The organism is Salinicola salarius, from assembly GCF_003206135.1.
Classification (GTDB): Bacteria; Pseudomonadota; Gammaproteobacteria; order Pseudomonadales; family Halomonadaceae; genus Salinicola; species Salinicola salarius.
Genome location: NZ_PZJT01000006.1, coordinates 399,752 through 412,345 on the forward strand (window position 1 = coordinate 399,752; position 12,594 = coordinate 412,345).

Sequence of the window (12,594 nt, forward strand, 5' to 3'; positions counted from 1 at the left end):
TCCGACTCTCCTTACACGCTGGCAAGCGTTGGTCGCGGCGAGGAGGGCGACAGCACCAGATCCCCGTCCGGCTCGAACACGAACAGCTGGCGACAGGCCACCTGCATCTCCAGAGCCTGGTCGACGCCGAACTCGTGAATGCCGATCAAATGCGCCACCAGGTCGATCCGGTCATGCGATAGATGCAGGAACGTCTCGGAGCCGCTGATCTCCGCCACACGAACGACGACCGGCAGGCGAAACGCAGGCTCCTCGAGCGGCTGCAGCGACCAGTGGTGCGGCCGGATACCGACCTGGTACTCGCCGGCCGGCAGCGAACGCCACACGTCCGGCCGCGGCTGACGCAAGTCGGCGATACGACACTCGTCGCCCTGTATCGTCATCGGCATCAGGTTGATGGGCGGCTCGCCGAACAGGCTCGCCGCTTCCCGGTTGCAAGGGTGGCGATAGACCTCGTCGCTGGGGCCGCTCTGGACGATCCGGCCCTGGTGCAGCAGCGTGGTCGTGCCGCCCAGCGCCAGCGCCTCCGCGGGTTCGGTGGTGGCGTAGACAGCGATGGTATGACGCGACTCGAACAGCTTGCGCATTTCCACCCGCAGCGCCTCGCGCAGCTTGTAGTCGAGGTTGACCAGTGGCTCGTCGAACAGTACCAGGTCGGCATCCTTGACCAGCGCGCGAGCCATCGCCGTACGCTGCTGCTGGCCGCCGGAGAGTTCCTGCGGGTAACGCCCCAGCAGGTGCTGGATGCCCAGCATCTCGGCGGTCTCCTCGACCCGCCGGGCAATCTCCTGGCGCGATACCTTGGCCTGCTTGAGCGGTGAGGCGATATTGTCGAAAACCGTCAACGTGGGATAGTTGATGAACTGCTGATAGACCATCGAGACGTTGCGCTGGCGCACCGGCACATGAGTCATGTCCCGCCCGCCGAGACGCACCGTTCCCCGGTCCGGCATATCCAGGCCGGCCATCAGCCGCATCAACGTCGTCTTTCCCGCCAGCGTATGCCCCAGCAGCACATTGAACGATCCTGGCTCCAGCATCAGGCAGGCATTGTCGATATAGGTCTCGCCCCGCACCGACAGTGTCACATTGTCGAGTTGTAATGACATGAGTGGCGCCGTTCCCTGTTCTCTTTCGAGCATCCTAGAACAGCCGTTTCATAAAGCTATACGACCAAAAAAGAAACCAGCACCGTCACCGGGAAAAGAAGTTTATCGCTTTGATTTATAACCCATTAAAATATTTAACACCTTAGTCTTAAACACCAATGTCCAATCTCTGGCAACCGATGCATGACAGGTGTGATAGGGAAAAGTGCCGAGTTTCCAACATCGCTTGTTCGGAAACCAACACGACTGGCGGGAGCGGATGGCGGATGGCGGATGGCGGATGGCGGATGGCGGGTGGCGGATAGCAAGAATGGAATAACGGACACAAAAAACCCCGAGCCGGAGCTCGGGGTTTCGAAATCTGGTAGGACCAAGCGGATTTGAACCGCTGACCTCCACGATGTCAACGTGGCGCTCTAACCAACTGAGCTATGGTCCTGTAGGTCGTCGTCACAAGCCCAAACTGCATTGGTAGGACCGAGCGGATTTGAACCGCTGACCTCCACGATGTCAACGTGGCGCTCTAACCAACTGAGCTACGGTCCTACTTCGGGTTGCGGCGGGCTCGCCGTGACAACGGATGCGAATTTTACCCGGGCAGCCGCGGAATGCAACCCTCTACGCATAAAAAATTTTCGCCAACTGCCTGTCATGCCGAGACAATTCGTTTTCAGCCGGTGAGCGACGCGCCCTGTATCACAAGAATCGTCCGTATTCATGATCATGAGATAGGCAACAATATGGAGTCGTTTTTCAAAACCTAGACCATGGTCGAACTTACTAGGAACGCTGCGACCTCAACCGAAACCACGGCAATGCGGCTGGCTTTGGTAAACTGGCGTCAACCAACGCTTCCTAGAAACGTTTTCTAGAGCCAACCAACCCTTTCAAGAATAGCCATCGGGCCGCGGCAGGAAATCAACATGACACAGCAAGAACGTCACGCAGCCATTGTCGAGCTGGTCAAGCGTCAGGGCTATGCGTCGATCGAACAACTCGCGAGAGACTTCGATGTCACGCCTCAGACGGTGCGCCGGGACCTCAATCAACTGGCCGAAGAAGGTGTCGTCAAGCGCGTTCACGGCGGCGCCGGACTCGAGTCGAGCACGGTCAACACCGCCTATCACACACGCAAGACATTGAATCTGGACGCCAAGCGCCGCATCGCCGAGATGCTCGCCAGACATATTCCGGACTCTTCGTCACTGTTCATCAACATCGGGACCAGCAACGAGTTCATCGCCGAGGCGCTATGCCAGCACAGCGGGCTCGAAGTCATCACCAACAACCTCAACGTGGCCGCCATTCTGCAGCACAAGACCGACTTCAACGTCATCGTCGCCGGCGGCCAGGTTCGCTCTCGCGATGGTGGCATCATCGGCGAGGCCACCATCGATTTCATCAACCAGTTCAAGGTGGATTACGGCATCATCGGGATCAGCGGCATCGATGGCGATGGCTCACTGCTGGAGTTCGATTATCAGGAAGTGCGCGTGGCGCAGGCCATTCTGCGCAATTCCCGCCAGGTCTTCCTGGCAGCGGATCACTCGAAGTTCCATCGCAACGCCGTGGTGCGTCAGGGCAATCTCAGTCAGATCAATGCCTTCTTCACTGACCGCCAGCCCCCAGACACGCTGTGTCGCCTGATGCGTGAACACGACGTCGCACTTTACGTCGCCGACCCGTCGGTCCCTGACGACAGAGAAACCGTGACTGCCTACGCAGGCTGAACTCGCCACCTTCTCCTTCCGACAACGCCGGCTTCAATGCCGGCTTTGTCGTTTCGCCATATGGCCACGCCTATACTCTTCCCCTCCCCGATTGGCCTATGAAAATACCTTGCCGCTATTGATGTTCGGAAGTGATTAAACTATTTTCGAAACCGAACATAACCACTCCATCACCTTTTCGGAGGACGGCATGGCCTCAACGACAGAGCACCACATTTACGATCTCATCGTCGTCGGAGGTGGCATCAACGGTACCGGCATTGCCAACGATGCCGCCGGACGAGGCCTTTCCGTGCTCCTGTGCGAACAGGCCGATCTGGCCAGCGCGACCTCCTCGGCCAGCAGCAAGCTGATCCATGGCGGCCTGCGCTATCTGGAGCACCGGGAATTCCGCCTGGTCCGCGAGGCACTGAGAGAACGTGAAGTCATGCTGCGCAAGGCGCCTCACATCGTCTGGCCGCTACGCTTCATTCTTCCGCATCAGCCCCACCTGCGTCCGGGCTGGATGATTCGTACCGGGCTGTTCCTCTACGACCATCTGAGCCACCGGGACAGCCTGCCCAACGCCAAGAGCCTGCGCTTCGGCAGCGAGAGCCCGCTGGTGCCGACGATCAAGCGCGGGTTCGAATATTCCGACTGCTGGGTGGACGACGCCCGGCTGGTGATCCTGAACGCGCTGCAGGCGCAGGAAAAAGGCGCGGACATTCGGGTTCGCACCCGCTGCACCGAGGCTCGAGAGGAAGCGGGACACTGGGTGATCAGCCTCGAAGATCGCGACACCGGCGAACGCCGCGAACATCGCTGCAAAGTGCTGGTCAACGCCGCCGGCCCCTGGGTCGAATCCTTCGTCAAAGGCAATGCCAGGCGTGACTCGCGCTACGGCATCCGCATGATCCAGGGCAGTCATCTTATCGTGCCGCGACTCAACGACGACGAGCGCGCCTACATTCTTCAGAACCAGGACGGCCGTATCGTGTTCGTGCTGCCCTACCAGCAGCGCTTCAGCCTCATCGGCACGACCGATCGCCGCTATCAGGGCGACCCGGCCAAGGTCAGCATCAACGACGAGGAAATCGACTATCTGCTCGACGTACTCAACGCGCACTTCGTCAGGAAGCTGAGCCGAGCGGATGTCATTTCGACCTATGCCGGCGTCCGCCCGCTGTGCGATGACGAATCGGAAAATCCCTCCGCCATGACGCGTGATTACACGCTCGATCTCGACAAGCACGGCGCCCCGATGCTGTCGATCTTCGGCGGCAAGATCACCACCTATCGCAAGCTTGCCGAAGCGGCCATGCACAAACTGCAACCGCTGCTGCCGCACATGAGGCAAGCCTGGACGGCCGACGCTCGGCTCCCCGGCGGGGATATCGAGTCGCGCCACACATTCGTCGCACAGTTGCTGCGCGAATATCCGTTTCTTGGCCGGGAGCGGGCCGAGCGCTTCGCCTCCAGTTACGGCACGCTCTGCTTGAAGTTCCTGGCAGGAAAGCAGAGCCAGGAAGATCTCGGCCAGCATTTCGGCAGTGGCCTGACCCGTGCAGAAGTCGATTACCTGATCGAGCACGAATGGGCACGCACCAGTGACGATATTCTGTGGCGACGCAGCAAGCTGGGGCTGCGCCTGACGCTCGAAGAGCAGCAAGCGCTGGTGGAACATCTCAGCCGGCATCCCCTCATTGCGACCCTCGGACCGCTATCCCAGGCATCTTGAATGACAGCTTTTGGTGAGTCGTCGAAGCGCCATATCGGCGTGGGCGCCTGTCACGTTTCTGCTACCCTTGGCCAGGTACGGTGCTTTAACCTGATATAAGGAATGACCAGTTGCTGCAATTCCTGTTTACCTGCCTTGGCTGCCTCGTCTTGTTGGTCACGCTCGCGCCTTATCTGAGGATCCGCCACTGGAGCGTTCGCAGCTTCGATTTCCCGCTACTCCAGATTGCCATCATCGCCACCATTCTGGCACTCGCTCAGGCTGCCTTAAGCCCGACCGCCTGGTGGCACTGGGCTGGCGTCGTTGCCAGCACCGTTGCCGCCATCATCCAGTGGGCGCGAGTCTATCCCTGGACGTCATTGGCAAGCTGTCTCGTCGTAGAGGCCGAATCTCACGAGCCGGATCACGAGCTCAAGCTGCTCGTCTCCAACGTGCTGACACCCAATCGTCAGGCCGACAAACTGATCGCTCTCGTCGAGAAACACCAACCGGACATCCTGCTGACGCTGGAATCCGACCAATGGTGGGGCGATCAACTGGACGCCGCCATTGGCGAGGAGATGCCGGAAGCCGTGCGCATTCCTCTCGACAATCTTTACGGCATGCATCTTTATTCCCGGTTGCCGCTGGAAGACGTCGAGGTCAAGTGGCTGATTCAGGATGACATCCCGTCGATTCATGCCTGGGTCAAACTCAAAAGCGGTAAGCGCATTCGCTTCCACGCGCTGCACCCGAGACCGCCCGCGCCGTCGGAAAGCGACGAATCGCTGTGGCGAGACGCGGAACTGCTGCTGGTCGGCCAGACGATTGCCGAGAACGACGATCCGACCATCGTCGCCGGAGATCTCAATGACGTGGCATGGTCGCCGACGACCAAGCTCTTCTGTCGGGTCAGCGGCATGCTGGATCCCCGACGCGGCCGCGGCCAGTACAGCACCTTTCATGCCAAATATCCGATGCTGCGCTGGCCGCTGGATCACGTATTCGTCACTGAGCACTTCACGCTCGTCGATATGCAACGGTTGCCCGAGATCGGGTCGGATCATTTCCCGATTCTGGTCACGCTATGTCACAACCCTTCTCGCGCCGACGAGAACGAGCCCGAAAAGGCCGACACGGAGGAGCGCGAAGACGCCGAGGACACCATCGAAGAGGCGCAGGACCGGCATGGCGAAACGCCGGTTTGAGGCCGTCTTCGCAGCGATAGTGTCCCAGTCGACAACGCCACCCGATCGGGTGGCGTTGTCGTATTGGTGTCGACCATGCATGGATGAATGGCGACGTTCGAGGCAGGCAAGCAAGCAGCCAATCAGACCGGAGCCGTCACTCCGGGATTCCCCCTTCGGTCAGCCTGGCGGGATCGAGCAGACGCTCCAGCTCCTCGCGGGAGAGATCGGTTTCCTCTTCGGCGACATCGATGATCGGCCGCCCTGCCTGATAGGCTTTCTTGGCCACCGCCGCCGCCGCGTTGTAACCGATCACCGAATTGAGCGCCGTCACCAGAATCGGGTTGCGGGAGAGCGGGCGCTCGATGTTGTCGCGCCGCACATTGAACGTGGCGATGGCTCGGTCGGCCAGCAGACGGCTGACATTGGTCAGCAGCGTGATCGAACCCAGCAGGTTGTGCGCGATCAGCGGCAACATGACGTTGAGCTGGAAATTGCCGCTCTGCCCGCCGATCGTGATCGCCGCATCGTTGCCGATCACCTGCGCCGCGACCTGGGCGGCGGATTCGGGAATCACCGGGTTGACCTTGCCCGGCATGATCGAACTGCCCGGCTGCAGCGCCTCCAGTTCGATCTCGCCCAGACCGGCCAGCGGGCCGGAATTCATCCAGCGCAGGTCGTTGGCGATCTTCATCACCGCGACGGCGTACGTCTTGAGATGCCCTGAAAGCTCCACCGCCGCGTCCTGCGACGCCAGGCTGGCAAAGAAGCTGTCGTTGGGGCGGAAATCGAGATGGGTATCGCTGGCCAGACGCTGCGCCACCTTGTCGGCGAACTCGGGATGCGCATTGACGCCGGTGCCGACCGCCGTACCGCCCAGGGCCAGGCAAGTGATGCGCTTCAACCCGTCTTCCAGTCGCGCGATCGCCTGACCGACCTGGCTGGACCAGCCACCCAGTTCCTGGCTCAAGCGCACTGGCATCGCGTCCATGAGATGCGTGCGGCCAGTCTTGACCACGTCGTCGACATCCTTCGCCTTGTCATCGATGACCGAGCGCAGGTAGCCGAGGGCCGGCAGCAGGCGCTCACGGACCTGGATCGCTGCCGCCAGATGGATGGCCGTGGGAATCACGTCATTGCTCGACTGCCCCATGTTGACATGATCGTTGGGGCCGACTTCGAGCCCGTCGCGACTCGCGAGATGCGAAATCACCTCGTTGACGTTCATGTTGGTCGAGGTGCCGGACCCCGTCTGGAACACATCGACCGGGAACTGGTCGGGATGCTTGCCGTCGATGATTTCGTCGGCTGCGGTCACGATAGCTCTGGCCCGGGCTTCGTCCAGCAGCCCCAGCTCCTGGTTGACCTGCGCCGCAGCACGCTTGATACGGGCCACCGCCGCGATGAATGCCGGTGGCAACGGCTGACCACTGACCGGAAAATTGTTCACCGCACGCTGCGTCTGAGCGCCGTAGAGCGCGCTCTCCGGGACTTCCAGTTCGCCCATGCTATCGCGCTCGACTCGTGTCTGAGCCATGACCTTCTCCTATCGATGACGGTTGAAATGCCAAGGCGCAGCCCGAACGTCGGGCTACGCCTTCGAGTCCTTCAAGACTAGCAGCCGGACCATGCTCCGTCCGGTTCGAGGCTCAATCGAAATCGATGATCTGCCGTATCGCCTCGCCACTCGCCAGACGGTCGAAACCGAGGTTGATCTCGTCGAGTTTCAATCGGTGCGTCAGCAGCCGATCTACCGGCAGGCGGCCGGACCGGTAGAGCGCGATATATTCGGGCACGTCCAGCGATGGCACGTGACCGCCCAGATAGGAGCCCTTGAGCGTGCGCTCTTCCGCGACCATGCGCGTCGGGCTGATGGCGAATCGCACGTCGGGATGCGGCAAGCCGGAAGTGACGGTCGTGCCGCCACGGGCCGTGGATTCATAGGCAAACTCCAGCGCCTTGGCCACACCCGCGAACTCGGCCGCGATGTCCACCCCGCCGCCGCTGATCTCGCGCACCTGCTGCACCGCATCCGGATCGGCGCTGTTGACGATATGCGTGGCGCCCATCGCCTTGGCGGTCTCCAGCTTGTCCGGCGCGATATCCGCCGCGATCACCTGCCGCGCGCCGCCACCGACGGCGCCCATGACCGCCGCCAGCCCGACGCCGCCCAGGCCGACGACCAGCACCGACTGGCCCAATCTCAGGCCCGCCGTATGCACCAGCGCACCGACGCCTGTCAGCACCGCGCATCCGAACAGCGCCGCGATATGAAAAGGCAGGTCCGGATCGATCCGGGTCAGGGAGCGGCGCGACGCCACCGTGTACTCGGCAAAGCCGGAAACGCCGATATGGTGATAGATCTTCTGGCCGTTCTTGTGCAGACGCATCCCGCCACCCAGCAGATGCCCGGCAGTGTTGGCTGCCGCACCGGGCTGACACAGCGCCGCCCGCCCGGAAAGACACGACGGACACGCACCGCAGCTGGGCGCAAAGGAGAACACCACATGGTCGCCGGGAGCGAGATCGGTCACGCCCTCGCCGACTTCGGCGACTTCGCCGGCCGCCTCGTGGCCCAGCACCATCGGCAAGGGGCGCGGCCGATCGCCATTGATCGTGGAAAGATCCGAATGACACAGACCGGCGGCACGCATCTTGACCAGCACTTCGCCCGGCCCCGGCCCGTCCAGCTCGACCTCCTCGACCGACATCGGCAGCGACTCCCGATACGGGCGTGGCCTTTTCATTTCATGTATCACGGCGGCACGAATTTTCACGAACACCTCCTGGTTTCGAATCGCCTGGGGGCGACTACCGGTTCTCGGTAGTCGTTCAGACTAAGCGCAAACGTTAACGCGAGTACTGCGACTTTGGTCTTTCGGTGCCGCTGACGATTGCCAGCCGTCGACGTTGAAAGACAGGGCAAGCATCGCGATCTAGGATGAGGTGCTTTCTATCAATGACCGAAGGAACCAACCCCATGTGGCATCGTCAGCAGTTCTCGCTCAAACCCCGTTCGCGCGGCTTTCATCTGGTCACCGACGAGATTCTCGGCGCGCTTTCCGGCATGCACGGCATCCGCACCGGGCTTTTGCATCTGCAGCTGATGCATACCTCCGCCTCACTGACGCTCAACGAGAATGCCGACCCGGACGTGCGCCACGACATGGCGCTGTTCGCCAACAAGCTGGCACCGGAAAACCTGTCCGGCATGCGGCATACGCTGGAGGGCCCGGACGACATGCCCGCTCACGTGCTGGCGAGCCTGTTCGGCACCGAACTGACCCTGGCGGTGGAAAACGGCCGCCTGCTAACCGGCACCTGGCAGGGCATCTGGTTGGGCGAACATCGCGAGCATGGCGGTGCCCGAAAGGTCACCGCCACATTGATGGGCGAATAACGAAAGCTTCTGTGCTCACCCTCGTGCTTTCTGGCTGAACACGATTCTCTGCCAGCTCAATGCGAGTGCCGTGGCACCTCGGCGCCCCGGCAACCGCGCAGGAAATCGAAATCGCAGCCTTCGTCCGCCTGCAGCACCCGCTCGATATAGAGCTGGCGGTAACCTCCGGTCGTGGCGATCTGGTTCGACGCCGCCATCGGATCGGCTTCCGCCAGCCGCCGGGCGATTTCGGCGTCGTCGACTTCCAGATTCAGCGCGCCGCTGTCGCAATCCAGCGAGATCCAGTCGCCGTTGTGGACCGCCGCGAGCGGACCGCCAGCCGCGGCTTCCGGCGCCACATGCAAGACCACCGTGCCGTAGGCCGTGCCGCTCATGCGAGCGTCCGAGATGCGAACCATGTCGGTGATCCCCTGCTCCAGGATCTTGGGCGGCAGGCCCATGTTCCCGACTTCGGCCATGCCGTGGTAGCCGCGCGGGCCGCAGTGTTTCAGGACCAGAATGTCGTTGGCCTCGACTTCCAGGTCCGGATCGTTGATTCGCGCCTTGTAGTCGTCGAAATTCTCGAACACCACCGCCCGGCCGCGATGCTTCATCAGCTCGGGGCTGGCCGCCGAGGGCTTGAGCACCGCGCCATTGGGTGCCAGATTGCCGCGCAGAATGCAGATGCCGCCATCTTCACGCAGCGGATTGTCCAGCGGCCGGATCACCTCATCGTTGTAGTGCGGCGCGTCCTGCACGTTTTCCCAGATCGTCTTGCCGTTGACCGTCAGCGCATCCTTGTGCGGCAGCCGGTCGGCTTCGCCCAGCCGACGCAGCACCGCGGGCAGACCGCCGGCATAATAGAACTCTTCCATCAGGAAGCGCCCGGAGGGCTGCAGGTCGACGATGGTCGGCGTACCGCGACCGATGCGGGTCCAGTCGTCCAACGGCAGGTCGACACCGATACGACCGGCGATCGCCTTCAGGTGGATGACAGCGTTGGTCGAGCCGCCGATCGCCGCGTTGGTGCGAATCGCATTCTCGAACGCCTCGCGGGTCAGAACCTTCGACAGCTTCAGATCCTCGTCGACCATCTCGACGATGCGGTTGCCGGAAAGGTGCGCGAGTACGTAGCGACGGGAATCCACTGCCGGAATCGCCGCGTTGTGCGGCAGGGAAACGCCCAGCGATTCCGCCATGCAGGCCATGGTCGACGCGGTCCCCATGGTGTTGCAGGTACCAGCGGAGCGCGACATGCCAGCCTCGGCGGCCATGAAGTCGTGGATCGAGATCTTGCCCGCCTTGACCTCTTCGGAAAGCTTCCAGACCACCGTGCCGGAACCGATATCCTTGCCTTCGTGCTTGCCGTTGAGCATCGGCCCGCCGGTCACCACGATCGTCGGGATATCGCAGCTCGCCGCGCCCATGAGCAGCGCCGGCGTGGTCTTGTCACAGCCGACCAGCAGTACCACGGCATCCATCGGGTTGCCGCGAATCGCCTCCTCGACATCCATGCTGGCGAGATTGCGGGTGAACATCGCCGTCGGCCGCAGGTTGGACTCGCCATTGGAGAACACCGGAAACTCGACCGGGTAGCCACCAGCTTCGAGCACCCCTTTCTTGACGTGCTCGGCAAGCTTGCGGAAATGCGCATTGCACGGCGTCAGCTCGGACCAGGTATTGCAGATGCCGATGATCGGCTTGCCCTGGAATTCATGATCCGGAATGCCCTGGTTCTTCATCCAGCTGCGGTACATGAAGCCGTTCTTGTCGGCGCTACCGAACCACTGGGCAGAGCGCAGCTGGCGCTGGGACTCTGGTTTTTGGGACGGCTTTTGGGACTTGTCCGATGAATCGCTCATTCTTCTCTCCTCGAGCCATCGTCAGTGCGGTGGCGGTCAGGGCCATCATCAAAGGTGTTCGTCAACCGGTGCTGTCGATGCGTGTCATCAAGGATCACAGCAAGGAAAACACCAGCCACGCCAGGGCGAACGACATCAGCGAAATGCCGATGGAGATCACCGTCCATGTCTTCAACATCGTCTTGGTATCGACGCCGAGAAAGCGACCCACCAGCCAGAACCCGGAATCGTTGACGTGGGAGTAACCGATGGCGCCCGCGACGATCGCGACGGTAATGCAGGCTGCCGGCAATCCGGCAAGCGTGGGATCCCCCAGCACCACCGGCGCCATGATGCCGGCTGCCGTGGTGCCGGCCACCGTGGCCGAACCCTGAGCTATCCGGATCACCGATGCGATCACGTATCCGGCCAGGATCACCGGCAGCCCGAACGCCTGGAGGCTGTCCGCCAGCGCGTCGCCGATGCCGCTGGCCGTCAGCACGCCACCGAACATGCCGCCGGCACCGGTGATCAGGATGATGCTGCAGACCGGGGAGAGCGCCTGCTCGACAATCTCGTTGATGGAATCCATCGCTCCGCGTTCACTGGCACGAATGACCAGCAGCCACATGGCGATACAGGTACTGATCAGCAGCGCGATCGGTGTCTCGCCGATCACCATCAGCGCGGAAACCAGCGGGTTGTCGCTATCGATCACGCCGCTCTGACCCAGCGTCGATAGCCCCGTGTTGAGGAAGATCAGCACCAGCGGCAGCAACAGTACCAGCAGCACCGTACCGAACGCCGGGCGCTTCTCGGGCGGGATCTCCTCGCTTTCCGCCCCCATGAAGTTCGGCACCGGCTGGAACGGCGTCCGCTTGGCCAGTATCAGCGACAGCCGGTAGCCCATCACGTACCAGGTCGGCAGCCCCACCAGCAGCGCGACGAACAGCACCTGGCCGATGTCGGCGTGCAGGAAGACCGCCGCCGCGACCGGGCCGGGATGTGGGGGCATCAAGGCGTGCATGACCAGAAACGCACCCGCCGCCGGCAGCCCATAAAGCAGCAACGAGGCCTTGAGCTCACGAGCGACCGAATAGATGACCGGCAGCATGACCACGAAGGCCGCATCCAGAAAGATCGGAAAGCCGAACAGCAGGCAGGCGATCGACAGACCCAGCGGCGCCCGCTTGCTGCCGAACAGACTAATCAGCGTGTCGGCCAGCACTCGCGCCCCGCCGGAAACCGCAACCAGACGCCCCAGTACCGCCCCGAAACCGATCAGCAGCGCCACATTGCCCAGCGTCTTGCCGAAGCCGCCCAGCAATGTGGGAAGCAGATCGGCCACCGTAATGCCGGTCGCCAGTGCCGTACCGATACTGACGATGACCAGCGCAAAAAAGGGATGCAGACGCACCCGAATGATCAAAACCAACAGAATGGCGATAGCCGCGACGGCGACCCCCATCAGCCCTAATGTGGATAGGCCGGCGGCCGCTTGTGTCGTGTCTTGCATGGCGTTCTCCTGACGACTGTCACGGCTTCGATTGGACATGTCCGCCGTGGGTACGGCCACAGTAGCGCCAAGCATCAATAACCATGAAATGCCAAAAATCGGCAAAACCAATATCAATATGGTTATTAGATGGGCC

9 protein-coding genes and 2 tRNA genes are annotated in these 12,594 nt (G+C 61.9%); 4 read left to right on the top strand and 7 right to left on the bottom strand.

Annotated elements, in window-relative coordinates:
* Positions 1 to 11 precede the first annotated feature (11 nt).
* The 3 genes from DOM32_RS08330 to DOM32_RS08340 all read right to left on the bottom strand — a co-directional run bounded on the left by DOM32_RS08330 (position 12) and on the right by DOM32_RS08340 (position 1,655).
* A complete protein-coding gene (locus DOM32_RS08330) occupies positions 12 to 1,109 on the bottom strand; it encodes an ABC transporter ATP-binding protein (RefSeq protein ID WP_110633147.1) in 1,098 nt (365 codons plus the stop codon).
* 362 nt (positions 1,110 to 1,471) lie between these two features.
* Positions 1,472 to 1,548, bottom strand: a tRNA-Val gene (locus DOM32_RS08335).
* Between the two features lie 30 nt (positions 1,549 to 1,578).
* Positions 1,579 to 1,655 (bottom strand) — tRNA-Val (locus DOM32_RS08340).
* Positions 1,656 to 2,032: 377 nt separating this feature from the next.
* Here DOM32_RS08340 and DOM32_RS08345 point away from each other — a divergent pair.
* The 3 genes from DOM32_RS08345 to DOM32_RS08355 all read left to right on the top strand — a co-directional run bounded on the left by DOM32_RS08345 (position 2,033) and on the right by DOM32_RS08355 (position 5,743).
* Positions 2,033 to 2,839 (top strand): DeoR/GlpR family transcriptional regulator, encoded by an 807-nt coding sequence (locus DOM32_RS08345; RefSeq protein WP_110633149.1) that lies wholly within the window; start codon positions 2,033 to 2,035, stop codon positions 2,837 to 2,839.
* 190 nt (positions 2,840 to 3,029) lie between these two features.
* A complete protein-coding gene (gene glpD, locus DOM32_RS08350) occupies positions 3,030 to 4,556 on the top strand; it encodes a glycerol-3-phosphate dehydrogenase (protein ID WP_110633152.1) in 1,527 nt (508 codons plus the stop codon).
* Between the two features lie 110 nt (positions 4,557 to 4,666).
* Positions 4,667 to 5,743 carry an endonuclease/exonuclease/phosphatase family protein gene (locus tag DOM32_RS08355; RefSeq protein ID WP_110633155.1) on the top strand — a complete coding sequence of 359 codons (1,077 nt, stop codon included), beginning with the start codon at positions 4,667 to 4,669 and terminating at the stop codon, positions 5,741 to 5,743.
* A gap of 136 nt (positions 5,744 to 5,879) precedes the next feature.
* Here the strand turns inward: DOM32_RS08355 and DOM32_RS08360 are convergent, their stop codons facing one another.
* Positions 5,880 to 7,259, bottom strand: a complete 1,380-nt coding sequence (locus DOM32_RS08360; RefSeq protein WP_110633158.1) for a class II fumarate hydratase — start codon at positions 7,257 to 7,259, stop codon at positions 5,880 to 5,882.
* A gap of 112 nt (positions 7,260 to 7,371) precedes the next feature.
* Positions 7,372 to 8,499: a zinc-dependent alcohol dehydrogenase family protein gene (locus DOM32_RS08365; RefSeq protein ID WP_110633162.1), complete on the bottom strand. Its 1,128-nt coding sequence runs from the start codon at positions 8,497 to 8,499 to the stop codon at positions 7,372 to 7,374.
* A gap of 203 nt (positions 8,500 to 8,702) precedes the next feature.
* Here DOM32_RS08365 and DOM32_RS08370 point away from each other — a divergent pair, with 203 nt between their 5' ends.
* Complete coding sequence (locus DOM32_RS08370; RefSeq protein WP_110633164.1) at positions 8,703 to 9,122, top strand: secondary thiamine-phosphate synthase enzyme YjbQ; 420 nt, start codon at positions 8,703 to 8,705, stop codon at positions 9,120 to 9,122.
* Between the two features lie 56 nt (positions 9,123 to 9,178).
* On the opposite strand, the gene DOM32_RS08375 is transcribed toward DOM32_RS08370, so the two are convergent.
* Together DOM32_RS08375 and DOM32_RS08380 are read right to left on the bottom strand one after the other, a co-directional pair.
* Positions 9,179 to 10,963, bottom strand: a complete 1,785-nt coding sequence (locus DOM32_RS08375; RefSeq protein ID WP_110633167.1) for an IlvD/Edd family dehydratase — start codon at positions 10,961 to 10,963, stop codon at positions 9,179 to 9,181.
* A gap of 94 nt (positions 10,964 to 11,057) precedes the next feature.
* A complete protein-coding gene (locus DOM32_RS08380; protein WP_071230422.1) occupies positions 11,058 to 12,458 on the bottom strand; it encodes a GntP family permease in 1,401 nt (466 codons plus the stop codon).
* Positions 12,459 to 12,594: the final 136 nt, after the last annotated feature.